At 36.2% G+C, this 21,451-nt stretch carries 20 protein-coding genes; 13 read left to right on the forward strand and 7 right to left on the reverse strand.

Going from position 1 to position 21,451, the window contains the following annotated elements:
- Nucleotides 1-71: 71 nt before the first annotated feature.
- The 3 genes from P2086_RS15905 to P2086_RS15915 all read left to right on the forward strand — a co-directional run bounded on the left by P2086_RS15905 (nt 72) and on the right by P2086_RS15915 (nt 1,864).
- The gene (locus P2086_RS15905) at nt 72-377 is read left to right on the forward strand and encodes a DUF983 domain-containing protein (RefSeq protein WP_317897743.1); all 306 of its coding nucleotides are present in this window, start codon (nt 72-74) and stop codon (nt 375-377) included.
- Between the two features lie 71 nt (nt 378-448).
- Complete coding sequence (locus P2086_RS15910; RefSeq protein ID WP_317897744.1) at nt 449-1,630, forward strand: acetyl-CoA C-acyltransferase; 1,182 nt, start codon at nt 449-451, stop codon at nt 1,628-1,630.
- 12 nt (nt 1,631-1,642) lie between these two features.
- On the forward strand, nt 1,643-1,864 hold the full coding sequence (locus tag P2086_RS15915; protein ID WP_317897745.1) for a zinc ribbon domain-containing protein YjdM: 222 nt from the start codon (nt 1,643-1,645) through the stop codon (nt 1,862-1,864).
- A 310-nt stretch (nt 1,865-2,174) separates the two neighbouring features.
- Here the strand turns inward: P2086_RS15915 and P2086_RS15920 are convergent, their stop codons facing one another.
- Entirely contained in the window at nt 2,175-2,507 is a 333-nt protein-coding gene (locus tag P2086_RS15920; protein WP_396127427.1) for a phage integrase SAM-like domain-containing protein, read from the reverse strand.
- Nucleotides 2,508-3,877: 1,370 nt separating this feature from the next.
- Between P2086_RS15920 and P2086_RS15925 the strand changes: the two genes are divergently transcribed.
- The 5 genes from P2086_RS15925 to P2086_RS15945 all read left to right on the forward strand — a co-directional run bounded on the left by P2086_RS15925 (nt 3,878) and on the right by P2086_RS15945 (nt 5,747).
- Nucleotides 3,878-4,627, forward strand: a complete 750-nt coding sequence (locus tag P2086_RS15925) for a hypothetical protein (RefSeq protein ID WP_317897746.1) — start codon at nt 3,878-3,880, stop codon at nt 4,625-4,627.
- Complete coding sequence (locus P2086_RS15930) at nt 4,628-5,023, forward strand: DUF5675 family protein (RefSeq protein WP_317897747.1); 396 nt, start codon at nt 4,628-4,630, stop codon at nt 5,021-5,023.
- Between the two features lies 1 nt (nt 5,024).
- Nucleotides 5,025-5,234, forward strand: coding sequence for a hypothetical protein (locus P2086_RS15935; protein WP_317897748.1), 210 nt, complete (start codon nt 5,025-5,027; stop codon nt 5,232-5,234).
- Nucleotides 5,235-5,301: 67 nt separating this feature from the next.
- Nucleotides 5,302-5,553, forward strand: coding sequence for a hypothetical protein (locus P2086_RS15940; protein ID WP_317897749.1), 252 nt, complete (start codon nt 5,302-5,304; stop codon nt 5,551-5,553).
- A gap of 5 nt (nt 5,554-5,558) precedes the next feature.
- Nucleotides 5,559-5,747: a hypothetical protein gene (locus P2086_RS15945; protein WP_317897750.1), complete on the forward strand. Its 189-nt coding sequence runs from the start codon at nt 5,559-5,561 to the stop codon at nt 5,745-5,747.
- Between the two features lie 54 nt (nt 5,748-5,801).
- On the opposite strand, the gene P2086_RS15950 is transcribed toward P2086_RS15945, so the two are convergent.
- The 4 genes from P2086_RS15950 to P2086_RS15965 form a co-directional block, all read right to left on the reverse strand.
- Nucleotides 5,802-6,191, reverse strand: a complete 390-nt coding sequence (locus tag P2086_RS15950; RefSeq protein ID WP_396127478.1) for a DUF6943 family protein — start codon at nt 6,189-6,191, stop codon at nt 5,802-5,804.
- A 22-nt stretch (nt 6,192-6,213) separates the two neighbouring features.
- A complete protein-coding gene (locus P2086_RS15955) occupies nt 6,214-6,438 on the reverse strand; it encodes a SymE family type I addiction module toxin (protein WP_317897752.1) in 225 nt (74 codons plus the stop codon).
- Between the two features lie 244 nt (nt 6,439-6,682).
- Nucleotides 6,683-6,910: a hypothetical protein gene (locus P2086_RS15960; RefSeq protein ID WP_317897753.1), complete on the reverse strand. Its 228-nt coding sequence runs from the start codon at nt 6,908-6,910 to the stop codon at nt 6,683-6,685.
- A 1,277-nt stretch (nt 6,911-8,187) separates the two neighbouring features.
- The gene (locus P2086_RS15965; protein WP_317897754.1) at nt 8,188-8,814 is read right to left on the reverse strand and encodes a hypothetical protein; all 627 of its coding nucleotides are present in this window, start codon (nt 8,812-8,814) and stop codon (nt 8,188-8,190) included.
- A gap of 203 nt (nt 8,815-9,017) precedes the next feature.
- On the opposite strand from P2086_RS15965, the gene P2086_RS15970 reads away from it, so the two are divergent.
- The 5 genes from P2086_RS15970 (at nt 9,018) to P2086_RS15990 (ending at nt 16,639) form a co-directional block, all read left to right on the forward strand.
- Nucleotides 9,018-9,257, forward strand: coding sequence for a hypothetical protein (locus P2086_RS15970; protein WP_317897755.1), 240 nt, complete (start codon nt 9,018-9,020; stop codon nt 9,255-9,257).
- 85 nt (nt 9,258-9,342) lie between these two features.
- Nucleotides 9,343-10,794: a transposase gene (locus P2086_RS15975; RefSeq protein WP_317897756.1), complete on the forward strand. Its 1,452-nt coding sequence runs from the start codon at nt 9,343-9,345 to the stop codon at nt 10,792-10,794.
- A complete protein-coding gene (locus P2086_RS15980) occupies nt 10,688-12,181 on the forward strand; it encodes an IS630 family transposase (RefSeq protein WP_317897757.1) in 1,494 nt (497 codons plus the stop codon). Before P2086_RS15975 ends, P2086_RS15980 begins: the two co-directional genes overlap by 107 nt.
- Nucleotides 12,182-12,717: 536 nt before the next feature.
- Nucleotides 12,718-13,530, forward strand: coding sequence for a Hachiman antiphage defense system protein HamA (locus tag P2086_RS15985; protein ID WP_317897758.1), 813 nt, complete (start codon nt 12,718-12,720; stop codon nt 13,528-13,530).
- Nucleotides 13,520-16,639, forward strand: a complete 3,120-nt coding sequence (locus P2086_RS15990) for a DEAD/DEAH box helicase (protein WP_317897759.1) — start codon at nt 13,520-13,522, stop codon at nt 16,637-16,639. Before P2086_RS15985 ends, P2086_RS15990 begins: the two co-directional genes overlap by 11 nt.
- Before the next feature lie 231 nt (nt 16,640-16,870).
- On the opposite strand, the gene P2086_RS15995 is transcribed toward P2086_RS15990, so the two are convergent.
- Both P2086_RS15995 and P2086_RS16000 read right to left on the reverse strand, forming a co-directional pair.
- Nucleotides 16,871-18,043: a hypothetical protein gene (locus tag P2086_RS15995; protein WP_317897760.1), complete on the reverse strand. Its 1,173-nt coding sequence runs from the start codon at nt 18,041-18,043 to the stop codon at nt 16,871-16,873.
- Between the two features lie 5 nt (nt 18,044-18,048).
- Complete coding sequence (locus tag P2086_RS16000; RefSeq protein ID WP_317897761.1) at nt 18,049-21,201, reverse strand: type ISP restriction/modification enzyme; 3,153 nt, start codon at nt 21,199-21,201, stop codon at nt 18,049-18,051.
- Nucleotides 21,202-21,451 lie beyond the last annotated feature (250 nt).

The raw sequence follows: 21,451 nt of genomic DNA on the forward strand, positions 1-21,451 counted from the left end.
TACGAAGCGTTTTTACACTAAAGTGCCCACGTTGCCAGGAAGGTGATTTATTTACTGTTAAGAATCCATTCTTGCTCAAATATATTGATGACATGCCTCACTATTGCCCTAAATGTGGGGAAGATTTTCAAAGAGAAATTGGATTCTATTATGGAGCCATGATGGTAAGCCATGCGTCGACAACACTTATCGCAGTTGTTGTACATATAATTGTATTTTATTTTTATGGATGGGAACTTGCTCCAAATCTCATTTCAATTACTGTAATCCTTTTAGTATTGTTCCCTTCAATCTTTAGGACTTCAAGAGCCATTTGGATTAACATGTTTAGTAAATATGATCCAAATGCAATTAAAAACAAAATTACTCATGAATAAGGAATCTTATCGAAAGAGAACAAAACATAATGATAAATAGTTTATAAGACAAATAGATCAAAAATTAAGAAATGAAAGAAGTGTACATCGTATCAGCAGTAAGGACGCCAATCGGCTCATTTGGAGGCGCACTAGCCACCATATCGTCAACAAAATTAGGCGGGGTAGCAATTAAAGGAGCTTTGGATAGAATAAATATAGATGGTAAAATAATTGAAGAAGTCTATTTGGGTTCCGTTTTACAAGCAAATTTGGGCCAAGCTCCTGCTCGACAAGCAGCTAAATATGCAGGGCTACCAGACGGCGTTATTTGCACAGCAGTTAATAAAGTATGTGCCAGTGGTATGAAATCTATTACAATTGCGGCTCAGAGTATCAAATCGGGCAATGCAGAAGTCATTGTTGCAGGAGGAATGGAGAATATGAGTCAGGTGCCCTTTTATTTGGAAAATAATAGATGGGGGGCAAAATATGGTAACGGAGTAATAATTGACGGTATAGCTAAAGACGGCTTAGTGGATGTATATGGCAATGTGCCAATGGGCAATTGCGCAGAACTATGTGCTACAGAATATAAACTTACACGGGAAGAACAGGACGCATTTGCTATTGAATCCTATAAGAGATCCGAGGCGGCATGGGGTTCTGGTAAATTTAAAGAAGAAATAGTGCCAGTTGAGATAACAACAAAAAAAGGAACCGTATTATTTATTGAAGATGAAGAATATAAAAATGTTAAGTTTGAAAAAATACCGGAATTAAAACCTGCCTTTCAAAAAGAAGGAACTGTAACTGCAGCAAATGCGAGTACCATGAATGATGGAGCGGCAGCCTTAGTTTTAATGACTAAAGAAAAAATGGAACTTCTTGGCTTAAAACCCTTGGCTAAAATTATTGGTTTCGCAGATGCGGCACAAGCACCAGAATGGTTTACAACTACACCTTCGATAGCGATACCAAAAGCCATTTTAAACGCAGGTTTAAAAAAGGAAAACATTGACTACTATGAAATGAATGAAGCTTTCGCAGTTGTTGGTCTGGTAAATATTAAAATTCTTGGCATAGCCCCTTCAAAAGTAAATGTAAATGGAGGAGCAGTTTCTTTAGGTCACCCACTGGGTTGCTCCGGAGCAAGAATAGTTGTAACTCTTATAAATGTTCTAAAACAGAATAAGGGCAAATACGGTGTAGCAAGTATTTGCAATGGTGGTGGAGGTGCAACAGCAATCGTAATAGAAAATATATTAACATAAAAAGTAAATAATATGGAAGTAAAAGATAGCAATGGAAACATCTTAAATGATGGAGACTCGGTAACATTAATAAAAGATCTAAAAGTAAAAGGTTCTTCCCAAGTATTAAAACGAGGAACTGTGGTAAAAAAAATTAAGCTTACAGATGATGCCGACGAAGTAGATTGTCGTATTAATGGTAGTGGAATCGTATTGAGAACTGAGTTTTTAAAAAAAAATGTAATTGTGTTATGAGAATTTATTTTACGCAGTAAATGTTCATATTTGAAATGAACTTAGGAGTCATTATGTAAAGAATATTATATTTAATTAATAAAAAATATGTCAACCAATTTCAGGACGAGACAGTAATGGCACTTTCGAATCTTCTTCCGTTTTTGTTCTATCAATGTCAATCCAAAGCTTTTTGTCAATACCAATAAATAAATCAGATTTGGATAATTTCTTAACGTCGGAATAAGTTAATCCGGTAAAGCAACAGAATACAAATATGTCCCTTACTGCTCAAGACGATTACTTGTAAATTCTTTACTTATCAATCTCTTTACCCCATATTCATTGAGGGCACAGGTTTTTTCCTTTTGATCTTTGGTTTGTATTTCGCAAAAGGATTTACAGTTAACCAGTTATTATCGCGACAGATATTAATAATCTTGACTAAATTTTTGACGTACTTAACAGAGGTTTGATCATTACAATTTTTAACCGTTTTTAAATAAAACTCGAATTGGGTCATAAATTCGTGATCCACTTTTCTGATATCTACCCCAGAAACATTATACTTCCAAGCCATATACTTGGTCATAGGTTTTAAAGTGTGAAAGTATTTTACCAAAGTAGCCGAAGCAACTTCGTCCCTTTCAACCAGTTTTTGCATGTCATTATTGTGCTGCTTGAATATTTCGATTAGCTTATTGGGTTTCTAATTTCTCCCTATTACTTTGCTTCTTAGCATTTCTGCTGAAACGCATTCGCAAGTTTCAATCAAATCCCGATGGCAGTCTCGCACCTTAGTGACAAGTGCTTCTAGATTTTTTTTTAAGGATTTAAGCTCCTCGCTTCGACCATTTAATTTTCCCACATCCCATTTTTGAGGATCACATTTCTAACCGGTTGAAAATTCTGAGGCTGGGCAGTTTAAAACTGTGATTCGGGCATAAATCATAATTGACCCACTTTTGTAGCCTTTTTCCTTTTTTAGGTAAAAAAGGAAACTGTACTTGGATTCCATTCTACTGCTTTTTTAAGAGTTCGTAAATGTAGACGTGGATACAACACCAATCAAGATGTTCAAATTTTGAACTACTTGATAATAAGTGGTTTCCGTGATTTTCAGTGAGTGCTTTTAAGGGGTGGTTTGATACTCACCGATTCATTCACAAGTTCAATGCGAACTTGCGATATTTAATGATAGGTGATAAAACAAAAAAGCCCGTAAATACTGAGTTTTACGGGCTTTTGATTTGTTTTGACTTTCGTCTGGCGGTCAGGGGGGGATTCGTAACCTCTACCCTATTACCAGTAATATCAATACTTTTAGAGGCTTGACTTTTTCGGGTACCCGAATTTACCACCTCTTATTTCAAATCAATTCAATGTAAATCGTATTAGTGTAAATTTACAACTTTTTAAAATCAAAACGTTATTACAATACTAGATTTTGATATGGTATTTTTAAACAAAACACATTCTCGTAATGTTCAAAACCTCAACTGTAATTAAGCCTTATTTTAATCATTCATAAACAGCCTTACCTGTTCAGTTTTTAATCCGGTATGATCACAGAATTCTTCCACAGTTATAAACTGGTGTTCTTCCTTTTGTAACTTCTTCCGAATCTTATCCAGGTAGTTTCTACTATACTTCTCTCCTTTCCCTGTTATTCTCATAATGTCTTTTGGGTACATAACTATTCTTTTGGTGCTGCTCATACTTTATCTGTGCTTTATCTATACTTATGACTGCCTTTTGATGCTTTCAAGATATTTTATTCCTTTCAAATATAAAATAGCTAAAGGGAGCTAATACGCACTAACGGCTATGAAACAGTCCACTGCGCTTGCTTTCAGAGCGCACTTGAAATAGTTTTGTATCGTCAAGCAAATTTATTCGCGATACAATTTGTTTTGATGCGTTGCAACGCTTTTTACAATCCAATTATTTTTTAACCAGATGTAGTGGTTCCAACTGCGCTTAACAGTGCTTCTGTGTGAGCTGCTGCGTCACAAAATGTTTCATAATAAATATATGGCACAGCAAAAAGGTATAATCAAATTAAGAGGAAAGATCGGAGATATTTCTTTTTATAAAACACAAGACGGTCACTTGGCTCGCGAAAAAGGCGGGGTTGACGGTGACCGTATTAAAAATGATCCGGCGTTTGTGCGCACACGCGAAAATGGTGCAGAGTTTGGTTCATCCGCTAATTCAGGCAAAGTGCTTAGAGATGCACTTCGACCAATGTTAATGAGTGCAGGTGACAATCGGGTAACGGCAAGGTTAACCAAAATCATGACGCAAATTAAGAATCTTGATTCAGTTTCGGTAAGGGGTGGGAGAACTGTTGGAACGGCGATTGTTAATCCAACTGCACAAGCATTATTGAAAGGGTTTAACTTTAATATTAGAGCCATTCTTGGCGCTGTTTTATTCAAACCCTATAGTGTGGATTTGGGTACCGGTGCAATTACAATTAAGGGTCTAGTGCCAATAAATGATATTGCTTTCCCATCAGGTGCAACGCATATCACAATTAAAGGCGCATGGGTTCAAGTTGATTTCGCTACTGGAATTGCAGAAGTTCAAATGTCAAACGTTTCGAACTTACCAATTGATGCTGCATCGAGTAATCTACTTTTAACTCCTGCTGGTGCGCCAAGTGTGGGTGGAACAAATTTGTACATGTTGCAGATTGAGTTCTTCCAGGAATTGAACGGCGTGCAATACGCTCTTAAAAACGGCGCATATAACGCTTTAGCAATTGTTGAGGTAAGCTAGATGGAACTAGAATTATTACGAGAATATTTTCCGCAGGGTACAAATGGAGAACTACTTCACAATGGAGAATCAATTTGTTTTACAATTGAACTGCCATGGAAGAATAATGAGAAAAAAATATCCTGTATCCCTGAAGGAAAATATTCTGTAATAGTTCGTTGCAACAAAGAATTCGGTTGGCATTTATTAATAACAGGAGTGTTGGACAGAGATGGTATCTTGATACACCCTGCAAATGATGCCTTAAAAGAATTAAAAGGTTGCATTGCCCCAGTGACAAAGTTAACGAGTGCTGGTTGTGGATCAAGTTCTAAAAAAGCCTTGCAGAAGCTTATTGAAAAAGTGAATGAAGGTATGGAAAATGGATCTGTTTATTTAATTATTAAAAAGAAATAAAATGAATTTGCTTCAAAGAGCACAATCGCCGACACCAAAATTTTTTCGCATCATGCGTGCAGTTGGATTAAGTCTCGCAGCTGTTGGTGGTACAATAATTTCTGCACCCATTTTATTACCAATTACTGTAATAACAATTGGAGGTTATATGGTTGTTGCAGGAAGTGTAGCGACAGCAGTAAGTCAATTCGCAGTTAAGAGCGACAAATAAAAAACAGTGAACAAAACACTATAACATGTTTATTAAAACTTTATATCACTTATTAAAAATCTTTTTTATGGAAGAAGAAACAAGTTCTATCACAGAGGTAGAAGTAAAAATTAAAGTACGCGATGAAGAAACCGGTGAAATGGTTGAGGCCATCACTGCCACATCAAAGTTGACAAAAGCAGATGCAGGGAGAAGCGCTGGTGACAAAACAGAGGATACTATTTACATCAGCATTACTCCGGGATCATTACCGCATTATGCAGACGCTGTCATTTCAGCGAATTTCAGTGGGAAACTAACTAAAGCTGACGCAGGATAATATTTATGTCAACACAAGGTAACATAGCAAACGGAACTATTCTGGGCACTGCTTCAGGCACGGCCTTAACCATAGTGGTGAACATAGGTTCATCAGACATCATAAAGACAGTTGTCCTTGCAGCGCTTGGCGCTGTGGTTAGTTTTAGTATGACTGTGTTATTGAAATGGCTTGGACGAAAGTTTAAAAACTGAACCTCAACTAAAATTTTGTTAAAGTAAAGCCGGCCCAATAGGACCGGCTTTTTTTTATTTGCCGTTAAGATAGCGATTGAACAAAGCTTTACGAAGTTGCATTAATGTGCTTAATTGCTTTTGCAGAGCCGCTTTAGAAAGCTCAATTTGCTGTAAAGCCTTTTGAATATCTTCAAATTTACGCTCACCTGTATTTACAGAGTTTACACACTCCTCTACCAAATCGATAAAATCATTTATTCCAATAAACTGAACCACTGAGCCTTTGAGATGCGGAAGGAATAATTGTAACTCCCATAAACCAAGAATTAGAAAATAGTAGAATTCTTTTTCTTCTTCGTTATCTGCTAAAAACACAAAACAGTTCGACCAATACTCGGGAGCAGGCTTGCCAGAGTGGAAGCCTTTATTTAAAATGAAAAAATGTGGCTGGGTATATTGCATACCCAGCTTGTGACATTTGATTTTAGTTTTTAACATAGGATGTGTTTTTTGGGTTAGCCACGATGAGAATTTTATTTTGCTTGTGTATAATGGTAACGGACTGACCAGATAGAAAACCTAACTGTTTTAACCACTTACCCGAAAGGCGTATTTCAGGAACAGAAATATAGTTTAGTTGCCTTTGTTGATGCCTTGAAGACACTTTTAATTGTTTTTGTTTGTTGGGATTTTTACTTTGATTTGACATATTATATTGTTTTAAAAGATTACTTGCTAACCTTTTTAACTTTTGAATGTGTTGCCTTTGATGCAAACCGAGCCTAAAACCCTAATTGAAAACAAAAGAAAAAACACAAAAAAACCGAGCTAAAAACCCGGCAAAAAAATTAAAAAAGAAAGCATTTATTGTAGGTTGACGACGGCGGTTGGTCAAGGTTTTTGCAAAAAAAATACTACCTGATTGCGGCTAAATAAAAAATAAATACCTTATACTAAGCCGCAAGCAGTGTGGAGATTTTTTTTGCAAAACAGAGCCTGACCTTGCCAATCCGCCAGGCGGCAACCTTACCTTTGCGACTCTTTTTTTTATTGTAGATGATAAATGCTATGAAAATAATTCCACTAGAGGGAGGCTTTGCCAATGTTTTAGAAATACTCAAAAAAACCAAATGTTGTATATTTTCAACAGAATGATTGATTTTGTGGATAATACTCAACATTTAAACTATTTGTACTTTGATTTTAATTGATACTTTTAGCGTAACCAATTGTTTAACCCTAATGAAAAAGGCTCAGGTAATTTAGTACCTAAGCCTTTTTTATTTTCTACTTTCAATAATAAACATTTATACCATACGCCTGTGGCTGCGGCTATGTTTGACCGGAGGGAGTGCCGCACACATTGCAAGGTTTACAGCTTTGCTGTATATCTTGCAGCATTAAGCAAACAGAATAGCTGTATAAAATTTTCAATTATTTTCGATTGAAAGTTTTATAGAGCTATACTGATATAAAAAATACCGCTTCCGAGGACAAGGGCTATGACAAATGTAAGTGCACTGAATTTCGGCTCAGCAAAAAGGCTTAACTAAATGTTTGGATGAACAGCCTTTTTGCTGTTGTGGCGTTGGCTATTTAATATAATACCAATTATGGTAATTTTTAGGGTTAGCATGCTCCGCATACGCGATAGCAAAAAGGACTATAATTTGTATTATGTTACTTAGCTTCTGCCGAATTTATTTGGCGCGTGTTTTTGGTGTGGGTGGTTTAGCGATTTGCAAATTTTTAATCCTAAACATTCAGTTGAAAAATCAACTGACTGCGATATAAGTGTTTGTAAGGATTTCCAAAATTCCATTTAAAATAAATCCTAACAAACACTACATCGGGATTACCCGCATTAAGCCAAGCATTTCACCTTTTGCAAAGGCTTCTGCTGGCTAAATGCGGTTAAATTTGCAATTGGCTAATTGTGGGATTGGCAAAAACCGTGACAAATAAATTTGACAGCAACGCCACTAGCGCAGTTTGCAAGATGAGAACGGGAACTGCGCAGCCGAATTTGCCAGATGTAAGAGCAGAGACTGAACGGAGTGCTGCGTTAAGGATCGCAGCGGCTATCCTTTTTGTGCTTCCTAAAATAAGCAAGCACAAAAAGATAATAGCGCAGAGCCTGACCCATGAAGTAGAAAGTAAAGCAGATAAATAGATAGGTACTTTCTACTTTATGGGTAACGCCCAAAAAATTAATTTGATATTCGGATAAGAACTTGAACTAAATGCATATCGGCAGAATATAAGACCGTTTGCTACAAGTTCAAATAGTATGGATAGATTATTACCATTTGTTGGCACTAGCACAAATTGGGTTTCCAATATCGTTTTGCGCATAGAAGTTGTGCCACTGTCCGCAATGTTATAAATGTACGAATGTCCAACGAGATGTTAAAGAAAAAAGATGCGCGGCATAAGTTCTATGCGCTGTTGGTGGCAGTTATTTTATTTCGGCCACCATGTCATTTAATACTTTTGAAAAGATGGTGCTTGTCTCACTTTGAATGTCCTGCAATATTTTATTTTTTTCTTTTTCGCTTAACTTGGTTGAGTCAGACTGCATTCTATTGGCAACATATTCATTTATTTTATTGTCAATCGGAACATAACTCAACAAATTATTTAAGCCTACCTTCACCGAGTCGGTAAAAAGTAGTTGCGATAAATGAATATTTTTGAATAATACTGAGGATTTGACATCTCCCTCCATCATTTTTTCATAAGGCAATGAATACATCTTTCGCAAGGTGTCAGCTAAAAGTATTCTTTGTTTGATAGACAACTCTACCTGTTGAATATGATCACCCTTTATTTCAGCAAAATATTTTACATATTCCATCTGCTCCAAATCCATCATTCCTCGGAATCCAGAATAATAATGGTAGGTCTCGTATGACTCTGCTAAGTCTGCTATAAGAGTTAGTTTCTTTTCTCGCAATTGAAGTTGCTTGTTCTTTTTTTCAGAAAAAACTGAATAGGCAGTTGTGATAGAGAATGTTATCACTCCAATCAATAGAGGCCAGAAAAATTTCTCCTTCAAATCTTTATTAAACAATTGAAATTTCATTTTATGATGTCTAGTTTTAATTGCCACCAACTAGTGGCTTGGTGCGAAAAAAAACGTTTACCAAGGGTTAAAAGCATTTGTTGTCAGGTACATAAATATAAACAATATTTCTATGAGTGAGGGATAAATATAAACCCTTGATTATAAACGCATAAATTTCTCAAAACTTGGTAACGAAAAGACGAATTATTCGTTATTTAGCTATGGAAACAATTGAGATGAAATTATTAAGCAAGGATATTTTGCATGAGTATGGCTTCAGCGAAAATGAGATGAAAACGGATGCTAAAAAAGAAGTATTGACGAGAGATAATTTTGATATTGTATTTAAGGATGGGAATTATTATTATTCTAACCTTGGAATTGACTATCCATTGAAGGATCTATCAGCGCTCAGGAAATTTTATAAAGAAGTGAAAAATTGCGAGTTAACTAGCGTATAGAGAACGTGGGGTTTTGTAAAAGTTAAAAGGGTTGTTAGTTGCTCGCAATTTGATTACATTTATTTGTATCAAAAAAAACCCAGCCATGGGTACAAATAATTCTTCAAAACTTAGACCTGGATCAAAAAAATCCTGTCAAAGTAAATACAGCCCGGAAACAAGAGTTCAATTTGTTTTTCAATGTTTAAAACCTAAAGGTATTTCCGGAACATCAAAAGCCTGGGGGATTCCTGGTATGTTTTATTATAACTGGCTGCGTGAAATGATCGCAGGTGCAAAGATTCATTTTGATGCAAGTTATGCTACTTCTAACCATGCTTTGCTAAAAGCGTTTCGAAAAGATCTTGTAAAGTATCATATCATTAGAAATAAAAAACTTGCCGCGGAAAATGATAGATTAAAGTCTCATATTGCTCTCCTTAAGCCGATAAAAGGATGGCGAAGATATTCGGATTCTCAAAAAATATCGTTAATAGAAGCTATCAAAAAATTTCCATATTCTCAGGCAATAGCAGAAAGAATTCTTGACGTGTCAAAAAGTAGCTATGCACTTTGGTGTAGGGAGATTAAAGAAATCAAAAAGGTAAAGAAAGCAAAAAAGGTATATCGAAAATATGAGCAAAAAGTTTACATCGATGCCGTATTTAAACTTCTACATTCACCTCCGAGCAGTCACGGTATAAATAGAACTTCTTGGAACCTGATAGAGCTTAGAGATTGCTTAAAGAAAAGTGGTATTATCATTAGCGAGACCTACATCGCTAAAATATTGAAGAATGCTGGTTATAAAAGTCGGCTAGCAATGCGTGTGCTTACAAGCCGTGATTTGTTGTACGACGAAAAGCTCAAAAATATTCAAGGTATTTTAAAAAAACTTAAACCAGATGAGTTGTTTTTTTCAATTGATGAATTTGGCCCTTTTGCTGTCAAAGACATAAACGGTATGAAATTAAGTCTTAAAAGTGAAAATAGAATTGTTCAACAAATTCAGAAGAGTAAAGGTTGTGTTACCCTTATGGGGGCACTTGAACTATCAACAAATCAAATGAGTTGTGTTTTTGGATGGAAACCCGAAACATCCTTAACCCTATCTCTAGTTAATGCTTTGAGAACCAAATACCGAAATTATAAACAAATCTATTTAATGTGGGATCATGCCAAATATCATTCTTCAAAAGTACTACTAAAACAAATTGACACGCTAAATTGTGAACCTTCAGGACCAAGATTGGTGAGGGTAGAGTTACCTGCAGGTGCACAATTTTTGAATGTGATTGAATCTGTTTTTGGAGGCATGTATCGTGCCGTTATACAAAACAGTAATTATGCTACACGAGAGCTTTGCATTAAAGCTATGATCCGTCATGTGGAAGAAAGAAATATTTACTACAAAAAAAATCCAAAAAAGGCTGGCAAGAAAATATGGGGTAATGAACAAACTTTACCTGTTTTTAAGGCAACTAACAATTGCGTTGAACGAAATTTTACCGCTAGAAGCAGGCCACACTATAAACGTATTAAATCTTTGCATGCATAGCTCTACGATTAATACCGATCAAAGGATAAGAATTGTGCTAAGAGGGCTTAGGCATGGTAATCTTGATGCTCTATGTGCAAAATATAATATATCGAGACGTACTTATCATAACTGGCAGCTTGCTTTTATCGAAGGTGCAAAAATTCATCTTGGAAATGATTATCTTAATTCAAACGTTACATTTTTAAGATGGTATCGAACTAAAGTCTTATCTGAGCAGCTAACAGTTACTCAAAAATTACAAGCAGAAAATTTATTATTGAAAAGATGCCTTGATCTTTGTCTGAAGTGGCCTAAAAAGAAATCTTATTCATCAGAAGAAAAGATTTTGTTCATTGAACGTATAGAAAGAAGTCCTTTACCTAAGCGTGTGTCAGCAAAAATCCTTGGGATTACTTCCAATACCTATCTTACGTGGAAAAAGAAACAACTAAATGGCACACTTGTTGACTACGTTCACCCAAATTTTAAAAGCGATAATGATTTTTACAAAGACCGTGTTTTTAAACTTTTGCATGAACCACCTAGTCGGTATAATATTAACCGAACAACTTGGCGATTGAATGACATACACACTACGCTCTTAAACAAAGGAATACAAATTGGTAAGGGTACCATTATAAAAATAATTAAAAACGCCGGATTTAGGTATAGACGTGCGAAGGTTGTTTTGACAAGTAACGACCCGGAATACAAGCAAAAACTATCTGTGTTAAAACGAACATTGTCAAATCTAAAAAATAATGAAGCCTTCTTTTCAATAGATGAGTACGGTCCTCTAATAATAAGAAATCAAGGTGGTAGAAGCTGGACCCAAAGAAGTGCAAGGAAAACTTATAAAAAAAGACAAAAACCAAGCGGTATTATAATTATGACTGCGGCAATTGAGCTCCGCAGTAACCAAGTTACGCATTTTTACTCTAAGATTAAGAATACAGACGAGATGATCAAGCTTATCCATATTCTTAGGGAAAAGTACAGCAATATGAAAAAGTTATATTTAAGTTGGGATGCGGCATCGTGGCATTCTTCAAAAAAATTACACGCAGAAATAAGTAAAATAAATTCTAAAAACGATTTTCCTAAAATTGGATTAGTACCTTTACCGGCTCGGGCACCCTTTCTGAATGTTATTGAATCGGTATTTAGCGGCATGTGCAAAGCAATCATTCATCACAGTGATTATCAATCACGGCAGGAATGTGTAACTGCAATAAATCGCTATTTTAAAAAAAGGAACAGCTATTACCTCGCGCATCCCAAAAAAGTTGGAAAAGAGATTTGGGGTGAAGAGAATGTTAAGATTAAATTTAACGAAGGCGCAAATTTCAGACCTCATCATTTTATGACAATTCGAGAAAGCACAGCGAAAAATAGAATCAAGTGAAAATAGAAATTGCAAAAACAACTTAGCTAAGCGACCGAGAAGAATTGTACTTAATTTAGAGATCTGTTTTAATTTTTTGAGTCTTATGGATGACAAAAACCGTGACAAATAAATTTGGCAGCAAGGCCACTAGCGCAGTTTGTATGATATAAAGAGAAGTGAGCAGGCGAATTTGGCAGATGTAATAGCAGAGACCGAACGGGTTACCGCGGGATTGAGGTAGCTATCTGCAAAACACTCTCTGACTAACCAACCATGTTGGAGCATTAGTCGCCCTGCATTGTGTTAGTTTGATTTATATCGCTAAATTTAAATTCAAAATCTTTAGAGTATAAGGCTAAACGTTATCCTAATTTGGAAAGACTGTGTTATAAAAATGTACAATGAAGTAATAGATTTAAATAACGTTCCAGAGGACTTTATTGCAGAATACTATCCTAAGATTATATTTAATAATATATATGAACAAAACAACTGAGGGTATAAGAGAAATTCTACACTTAGGTTGCTAAAAAATTATTGCTGCGTATACTACTATGACCTGGTCAAAGTCTCACATATCACATCTAAAAAACATAGGGGCAGTTGTCACTGATGAAGGGATCAGTGTTGAAATATTCGAACTAGATACAGCAAAAATCCCAGCCAAAATATTCTCAGAGTGGGCAAAGCACTTTAGAAATCATTATTGTTCTGACAGCGAAATTGATCAGCTGCGAAGTGGCACTTCCTTAAGTAGGGCAGAATATTTGGAAAAATTTAAATTTCCTTCAAATGATGGGTTTGGTCCGGGAATAAGGTCTGGAGACTTTGCCGAAATATTAGTAGCCGATTATTTGGAATTTGTTTTGGATCATTGGGTGCCAAGGATTAGATATAGCAGAAAAATTGTACAGGATGAGTCGACGAAAGGAAGCGATGTAGTGGGTTTTAAGATTTTGGATAGTAAGGAGTCGGTTAAGGACATACTAACGATTTTCGAATCAAAAGCTCAATTTTCCGGCGCTAAAGCAAAGCCACGCCTTCAAGACGCTATTGACGACTCCATAAAAGATGAGCTTCGAAAAGCGGAGTCGCTTAATGCACTCAAGCAGAGGTTAATTGATCAGAAAGAAACCTTAGCAGCATTAAAAGTAGAACGATTTCAGGACCCAGCTACGAAACCATATACAGAGCGGTACGGCGCAGCAGCTTTGTTCTGTGAGACCGTATACGATGCGACCGAAATCAAAAAATCCCTTGTGAGTAAACATCCTCACCGTAAAGGTTTGAGTTTACTTGTAATTAAGGGTGCCGACTTTATGTCTTTTGTCCACAAACTATATCAATACGCCGCAAATGAAGCCTAGTGAAAGGTCAACCGAACTCTTAGGAATAACTCGTTCGAGAGCAAAAATGTACGAGTATAATATCCCGCTAGAGCACCATATAGCAATGAGAGCTAGTCCGGAAAAGTTATTTTCCGTTACCGTAGGGATGTTAGGTGACTTTGCAAGTAGAAGAAACACCCTGCCATCTAACAAAGACTTTAAAGACGACGAGAGCAACCTTTTGTTCTCCGCACAGTTTTTTGACTCTTTTATCGAGGCTAAACTTGGTCAAGATATCGATCCATATCTGCTACTACTTGGCGCAGCAACCTATTACCTTTGTGATTTTCCTGGTAGTGCAAGAGTACTTGCAAAGAGAATTGGTAATACCTGTCCTAATTTTGGTTGCGATGGTCTGGAAGTCCTATTATTTTCCCTTTTGACAAATAGTGATCAATATTTAGACAAAACGTCAGAACTTAACAACCTTTCCCGCTCATTACTTCGCAACTTGCAGATATTTTATGATCGAGGCATAAATTCTAAAAGGGTGACAAAAATTACCGAGCAAATTAGAACTCTATCTTACAACGAGGGTAGTCCTCGACAGCTACTTATAGGCGATCTAGTTTCAGCAATTGTTTCGAAAAAGCTGGAAAGGTCCAGTTGGCAAAGTTTACAATCATTTACTGGTATTAAAATAAGTGCATGGCGTGACATTATCACTAAGGGAAACTTCATTCAAGAATTCTGGCCCGCCCAGATTCTGTTAGGTGAGCGTGGAGTATTTGAGGGTAAGTCTGCTGTGGTACAAATGCCAACAAGCGCGGGAAAGACTAAGTCAATCGAAATTATCATACGAAGCAGTTTTTTGTCTGGCAGGTCGGAAGTCGCAATAGTTGTTGCCCCTTTTAGAGCTCTATGTGCAGAAATACGATTTAATTTAGTCGAAGCATTTTCAGGTGAAGATGTTGACGTCGATTCTCCATCGGACACATTTCAAGTTGATTTCGAAGACACCTTCGATACTCAAACGAACAAATTAATCCTCGTTGTTACACCAGAAAAATTGATTTATATGCTTAGGCATTCACCAGAATTAGCCAGCTCCGTTGGATTATTGATCTACGATGAAGGCCACCAATTCGATACCGGTCATCGCGGTATTACATACGAGCTTCTATTATCGACATTAAAAAGGATTATTTCGGGAGAAGTGCAGACGATATTAATTTCTGCGGTAATAACCAATGCACAAGATATAGCAAAGTGGCTTGCAGCTGATTGCAAAGTAGTAGCTGGAGCGCATCTGCATCCGACCTATCGTACCGTGGCATTCACTACCTGGAAAGACAACCGTGGAAGGCTGGATTTCGTAAATCTTTTCGATCCTGAACAGTTAGAGTATTACGTTCCTAGAGTATTGGAACAATTCTCATTAGAAAAACTTGGACGAGAGACAAAACCTAGAGTTTTCCCTACAAAATCAAATGGGAAAGAAATAGCGCTATATCTTGGAATAAAATTAGTGAGAAATGGTGGCGTCGCAATTTTTTGTGGGACAAAGGCAAGCGTGACAGCTATTTGTGAAATAGTCTCAAACATCTCAAATAGGAATTTCGATATAGAGTATCCAGTTACAACTAGTGATAAAGACGAAATTACGAAATTAAGTTATTTGATCGAACAGCATTTGGGCGAAGACTCGGTCGCCCGCAAATGCTCTGAATTGGGCATCTATGCTCACAGTGGTAATACCCCACAAGGTTTGCGACTTGCTATAGAGTTCGCAATGCAAAAAGGCCTAATCAAGTTTGTGATTTGTACATCAACTCTTGCGCAAGGTGTAAACTTGCCAATAAAATATTTGCTAATAACAAGCGTATACCAAGGGCTGGAGCCAATAGGTACCAGAGACTTCCATAATCTCATTGGCAGAGCGGGTCGCTCAGGTATTCACACAGAGGGTAGCATTATTTTTGCCGACCCTGAGATTTATGACAAGAAATCACATTCTTTCCAGAACTACAAATGGCTTGGTGTAAAACGGCTCCTTAATCCAGAAAATTCTAAACCTTGCATAAGTAGTATTTTAGCGATTTTCGCACCTTTTAAAAGTGATGACACCCAATATGTGATAACAATTGCCCCGTTAGAGTACATCGAGCAATATACTAGTAGCCGGGGAAGCATCCGTGAGATTGCTATTATAATAGCACAGAGATACGTTCGGCAAGGGTTCTCGCTTGCCAGTCTTAGTCCTCAGCTTGAAAGCCGGCTACAAACTGTTGCAGTCATCGAAAGTTATTTAATGGCAAACTCTAAGAACAATTCGGTCTTAGAAGAAAAGGAAATTGAAGACCTTGCCACTAACACATTAGCTTATCACAGTTCGAATGAACAAGTTAAGCAACAAATTGTAAAACTGTTTAAAGAGATAGCCAAAAATGTTGATCGATCATTTCCAAGTGCCATTAAGCGTCAAAGGTATGGCAAAGCTCTTTATGGTGTGCGAGATATGCAGTACATAGAGAGGTGGGTAGTTGAAAACATTACTAGTCTTTTACTAGCCAATACTTCAACAGAAATGTTGTCAGCCTGCTGGCCTCTTTTACAATCCCAATTGTCACATTCCACTTTTCGTAAAACTGAACCTAAGGCCAATGTTCTAATTTTAGCAACTGATTGGCTAAATGGTTTTACTTATAACACTATACAAAAAAAACAGCAAGAGTTAAAAACGTATGTCGTCGCTGGATCTCAACGTCGCAAGATTAGTATTGACAAAGTGATCGAAATTTGTGATGGAGCGTTTGGATTTGAAGCCATGTTATTGGTTGGTGCAGTGCGCGAAGTTGTTGAAGTTAATTACCCTACCGCTGATATTCAGTTGTTAGTCAGAAATCTGAATCGGTTTCAAAAACGGTTTAAGTATGGAGTTAAGTCTGAGCTTTCGAATACTTTTTTTGAACTAGGATTTGCTGACAGAGTGATCTGCCAGAAGATGGCGGATGTTGATAAAAACCTGAAACGAACTCGAAGGAGGATCATAGACGCATTGTACGAAAATAGCGACTATGAAGAATTGTTGATGACTTTCCCTTCCTACTACTTGCAGGTTTTTGAAGAAGTCAAGTCGCGATTTTAAAATAAAGTGAGTACCAAGCAGAATTGTACTAGGGTAACCACTTTTAAACAAAAAAATCCACTTTCGAGTAGACCAATTTGGGGGAGCTTACAATAGTTCTATTGGACAAATAAAAACAAGGCACCAAATACTCTATATTTTACTCAATTAAACAACATCTGATCTAGTATTCATGTTTTCATTCTGAAAATATTCCGTAAGCATGCGAATTAATTTTTGGTTATAAATCTTTTAAGTAAGCTTATGGATATTTGTGTTGTAAAAAAATAATTGTGAAGTTGGTTTATAGAAAGGGCGTAGTTTATTTAAGTAAAGGGAAGGGTATTGCAATTCATTCAAAGGAATTAGGTATAATTCTTCGGGATTTGATGGATGGCCACCAAGTCCTAAGGCAATGTAAACGTCGATTTCATTTTGATGTGAAAAATTTTGGTAGCGCTGAAGTTGTTCGGGTTTTAGAATATCAACCATGTTATTACTCGCTGCAGATCGGAATTTACACTCAATGGCTATCCTACATGAATAATTATTGTAGGTGAATTCATAAATTAAATCGGGATCCATATTGGAACGGGGATATACTCCATTATGAAACTTGTCGCTCTGCCAATGGAGCATAGAGAAATATTTAGCGTTGAATTTTTCTACTATAAAATTTTCAAATTGCGAGCCTTTTGCTTCGTTTATAGTTTTCTGTTCGGAATTACTATGGATTTTTGAATTTCTATACGTAGAATTATTGGCTTTTTTGTTTGAATCTACTTGAATTTCGGTATCGGGAGCAATAGAATTTTTTTTATGCTTGAAGTAGATTACAACAGTAATTGCAATAAGGCTTATAAGAGCTAATAAATACCATAGCCAAAATGACTGTGTTTCTTTATGAATGCTTCCCTTGGAAATGACCCTTGGGTATTCAAGGGCGTTAGCCAATATATCAGCAGTAAGAATTTTTTTGAGGTTTGCATCTGTAATATAATCCCCTTCACTCACTATTTTTAGAGCGCCGTTTATTTTTTTCAGAACTAAATAGGAAGGATAAACCGACTTTTTTCCGTTTGCAAGCACTTTTTTTGAGAATTCGCATTTGATAAATTGGTTACCAAAATCAAAGGCTGTAATTGGTGAAATAATTTCCTGTTGGAATGATTTCTTGTTTCTTAGCCAGTTTTTTTTCTTGATGATACACCGAAATTTTGAACAGATTTCGGTATAAAAATAAACTCTGTCTGCAAATAGATTTTTGAGGTTATCAATTTCATGATTATTGTGTGCATTATTCCATTCAGTAACAATTTTGGAGTAGTCAGGATTACTTTGCGAAGAAAATTCTGCGTGTGCCTTCTTGTTGAATGAAACAAACAACAAAAACATGAAGCTTAACTTTTTAATTTCGAGTTTCATTTCTTTTATGCGATCTCAATCTTATCTATTTCTTTCATTAATGTATCTGTTTCAGAAAGAGCGACAATTATTTTTTGGTAGTGCAGGATGTCTTCAAATTCGAGTTTGCGGTCTTTACGGTCTTTGAGCCATTTTTGTGCGGGTTGATAGCCGCCAATGTAAAACTCCCATGCGACTTGAGGTACGTTTGCAAAATATTGAGTGGCATTTATGTAAACGTTGGCATCCTGGTATTTTGGTTTGATAACTATGTTATCACCATCTACTGGATATTTTGTGATGTACTTTTCAACCGTTGGACTTTCTAATAAATGTATTTGGCGTATTTCGCCTCCCAATTTAACGAGCTGCCAAAAGGTATCTTTGTCTTTTGGATAAGGTACTCTTGGAAAATCGATTTTTAAAAACTCTTTGTATTTCTCGCGATACGTTGGAGAATGTAAAATGGCGTAGATGTAGTCTAAAATGTCAATAGGCGCAAAAGTATTTTTGGTTTTTTCTTTTTCGTTTGTAAAAGTTAAACTTAATTTCTCTGCGATTTGATGTACAATTTCTGAATTTAGATTTGGTGTTCTTTCCGATGTTTGGCCAATTGTTTGTTGACCTTTGGTATCTGGGTATACGTATAATGGAAATATTGGTGCACTGCCAAATTTTTTAGCTGTGCTAGTTAAGTTACAATCTGTAGGGTGTTTTGAAATGAAAACATGCTTGAAATTATCCGACACTTGCCTTGGAACAAGTAGACCTATGTTGTGTTCTAACATATTTCGCATTGTTTCAAACGCAGGGCGTCTTTGAAGTTTGGTGTCGTAGTAGCTAGTAACCGTATCAAAAGGACGATATGAAACAAGAGTGAGTTTGTTTTGGCTAAATTCCGCTGCTTTAAATTTATCTAAGAATTTAAAACTGACTGTATTAGTAATCTCGAACTGCTTTATCGTAGAATCCTTATTTTCAAAGGCGGTTTTCAAATTTTTTATTAGGTTTTCTTTTGAGCTATTGTAAAAGAAGGTGTCCTTTCCTGTTTCAATTCCATTGTTATACTTGGGAAGAATTTGGTCAATTTTAAAACCTAATTTGTATTCTGCATTACCTTTAAAATCTTTTTTTACAAAGAAATAGTTTGGCGGAGTATATTCTAAATTATTCCAATTTATACTTGCCAAAGTATTTCCATTTAGGAAGTCATACTTATATTCACGCTTACCCTGTAAATCCATATGAAGTATATTTCCTAACTCACTTTTAGTTTTCCGCCCAGTTTTTACAAAGATGTTTATTGAAACACCTTGCATTATGTCAAAGACATTTTGGTCTGCTGAACCATCAGGACTGACTTCTTGTTTTTTTGCGTCACCATGCAAATCCAATATATAGATCGTATCAAAGCACTCCAACAGATATTTTCTCATTTGGCGAAAAACTATACCATCAATAAAACTATTGTTTGAGATATATGCTAAAATACCACTTCCATTTTTTTCAATAAAATGCTGTCCATATCTGATAAATTTCACATAGTCATCAGAAAGTGAATTGTAACTTTTTTCAACCAAATCCTTTTTGTAGTCGGAGATCAACTTTTCAATCCATTCATTTTTATTTGTACTACTTACAGCATATGGAGGATTTCCAATTACACACATTACCGGAGTATCACGCTTGATTTGGTTGGCTTCATTTGCTTCATCGCTTAACCAATTTGCAAAGAGAGTGCCTGTATCTGGATGATGTTCTTCCAGACTATTTGTGAGATAGACTCTGAACCTTTGTTCTTTAGTTGGCTTATATCCCGTTTCGGTCAAAAGTAAATCTAACTGAAGGTGCGCCATGGCATACGATGCCATTAATAATTCGAAACCATTTAAACGCGGCAATAAATGCGTTTCCACGTAATTAGACCAGATCCCTTTTTGGGATTCAAACTTTTTGTGAACGTGTTTTACCACCTCAGCTAAAAAAGTACCAGTACCAGTTGCAGGGTCAAGTATTTGTACTTTGTGAACTTCCTGTTCTATAATTTCTTCCTTAGCTACCGATCTTCTGTCTGCAGTTGTTTTTGTAAATACTTTTGTTTTTATTTTCGTTTTACTATTGTCAGCAAGTCCATTCGGTAAATTAAATTCTGTTTTTAAAATATCATCTACTGCCCGAACTATAAAATTCACAACTGGTGCAGGGGTGTACCAAACGCCTCTTGCTTTTCTTAATCTAGGATCGTATTCACTTAGAAATGTTTCGTAAAAATGGATGATAGGATCTTCCATTTTTGTTGTTTTGCCGTAGTTCTTTAAAATTTCTTCCACATTGCATGCCAAGAATATTTCTACCAAGCTATCTACAATCCATTTGATTCGGTCGTCAATATCAGGACCAGCAATGTAACCAAAGAGTTTACGTAGAAAAGGATTTGATTTAGGAATTAACTCAGCAGCCTCTTGTCTGCTAAAGGTTGGTAAAGTAGGATCGTGTAAACGGGCAGCAAACATTCCATAGGCAATAGTCTGAGCATATACATCCGCAAAACCTTTTGGTGTAATGTCGTGAATCAGAATTTCTTTAAAAGCTTTCATCTGATCTTTAAGGGTACTGTCTTCTTGTTTTGTTTCGTCGCTAGTAAGTGCTTTCTCAATTACTTCGGATAATAACCTTGCTTTGCCAGCCATCATTTCAGCGAGTTTTTTTGGACTCTTGATTGTTTGGCCAACATGAATGCAGAAATCTTTTAAAAGATTGGTGAAGGTTTCAAAATTATCAGGCAGTGGTTTTATCCCTTTCTCAGTGAGCTCAGCAATTGCAATTTTTGTAATGAATTGTCCGTCGCGGTATAAATGAAAATCAAGGTAATCGGTAAAGATGAGGTTGTTGAGTGAGCCTTTGTAGCGATCGAATTGTTCTTTGTTGCCTGTTTTTTTTGAGCCCTCTAGATCTTTGTCTCCAATATCTTTCGCTTCGATAAAACCAACTGGTATATCTTTTTTAGTGAGAATGTAATCCGGTGCGCCGCAAGATTGGCGTTTGGGTTCGTTTGTTGCGCGAATGTCGGGAACCAGGCTTTCTATTAATTGCTGCAAGTCGCCCCGAAAGGTGTGTTCGGTGGCATTGCCTAGTTTATAACGCTGATTGATATTATCGATGTACTGTTGGGTTGTCATATATTAATTAGAAGCCTAAATGTAATTTAATTTTGGGGTTTTTGAAAGGGGAATTAAGCTTCGAAGGGTGCAAAAGCTGATGTGATGCAATGAATGTTTAAATAAAGGAATTGAGCGCGGGCTGGTGGAAGGCTGAAAATTTAAAGTTATTGAAGCAACTTTATATAATTGAAGCAAATTTCGGCATGCAGGCATAGGTTGTTCATAAGCATTATATCCAGAATTAGTAATTAATTTGATTACAAAAAAT

This window comes from Aurantibacillus circumpalustris (assembly GCF_029625215.1).
Taxonomy (GTDB): Bacteria; Bacteroidota; Bacteroidia; order B-17B0; family Aurantibacillaceae; genus Aurantibacillus; species Aurantibacillus circumpalustris.

Coding starts and splice junctions, on each gene's coding strand:
- P2086_RS15970 (WP_317897755.1), top strand. CDS start 9,018: ATGGAAACAATTGAGATGAAATTATTAAGCAAGGATATTTTGCATGAG.
- P2086_RS15995 (WP_317897760.1), bottom strand. CDS start 18,043: ATGAAACTCGAAATTAAAAAGTTAAGCTTCATGTTTTTGTTGTTTGTT.
- P2086_RS15965 (WP_317897754.1), bottom strand. CDS start 8,814: ATGAAATTTCAATTGTTTAATAAAGATTTGAAGGAGAAATTTTTCTGG.
- P2086_RS15925 (WP_317897746.1), top strand. CDS start 3,878: ATGGCACAGCAAAAAGGTATAATCAAATTAAGAGGAAAGATCGGAGAT.
- P2086_RS15915 (WP_317897745.1), top strand. CDS start 1,643: ATGGAAGTAAAAGATAGCAATGGAAACATCTTAAATGATGGAGACTCG.
- P2086_RS15990 (WP_317897759.1), top strand. CDS start 13,520: ATGAAGCCTAGTGAAAGGTCAACCGAACTCTTAGGAATAACTCGTTCG.
- P2086_RS15935 (WP_317897748.1), top strand. CDS start 5,025: ATGAATTTGCTTCAAAGAGCACAATCGCCGACACCAAAATTTTTTCGC.
- P2086_RS15945 (WP_317897750.1), top strand. CDS start 5,559: ATGTCAACACAAGGTAACATAGCAAACGGAACTATTCTGGGCACTGCT.
- P2086_RS15955 (WP_317897752.1), bottom strand. CDS start 6,438: ATGTCAAATCAAAGTAAAAATCCCAACAAACAAAAACAATTAAAAGTG.
- P2086_RS15960 (WP_317897753.1), bottom strand. CDS start 6,910: ATGTTGAGTATTATCCACAAAATCAATCATTCTGTTGAAAATATACAA.
- P2086_RS15930 (WP_317897747.1), top strand. CDS start 4,628: ATGGAACTAGAATTATTACGAGAATATTTTCCGCAGGGTACAAATGGA.
- P2086_RS15910 (WP_317897744.1), top strand. CDS start 449: ATGAAAGAAGTGTACATCGTATCAGCAGTAAGGACGCCAATCGGCTCA.
- P2086_RS15980 (WP_317897757.1), top strand. CDS start 10,688: ATGAACAAACTTTACCTGTTTTTAAGGCAACTAACAATTGCGTTGAAC.
- P2086_RS15975 (WP_317897756.1), top strand. CDS start 9,343: ATGGGTACAAATAATTCTTCAAAACTTAGACCTGGATCAAAAAAATCC.
- P2086_RS16000 (WP_317897761.1), bottom strand. CDS start 21,201: ATGACAACCCAACAGTACATCGATAATATCAATCAGCGTTATAAACTA.
- P2086_RS15950 (WP_396127478.1), bottom strand. CDS start 6,191: ATGCAATATACCCAGCCACATTTTTTCATTTTAAATAAAGGCTTCCAC.
- P2086_RS15985 (WP_317897758.1), top strand. CDS start 12,718: ATGACCTGGTCAAAGTCTCACATATCACATCTAAAAAACATAGGGGCA.
- P2086_RS15920 (WP_396127427.1), bottom strand. CDS start 2,507: ATGCAAAAACTGGTTGAAAGGGACGAAGTTGCTTCGGCTACTTTGGTA.
- P2086_RS15940 (WP_317897749.1), top strand. CDS start 5,302: ATGGAAGAAGAAACAAGTTCTATCACAGAGGTAGAAGTAAAAATTAAA.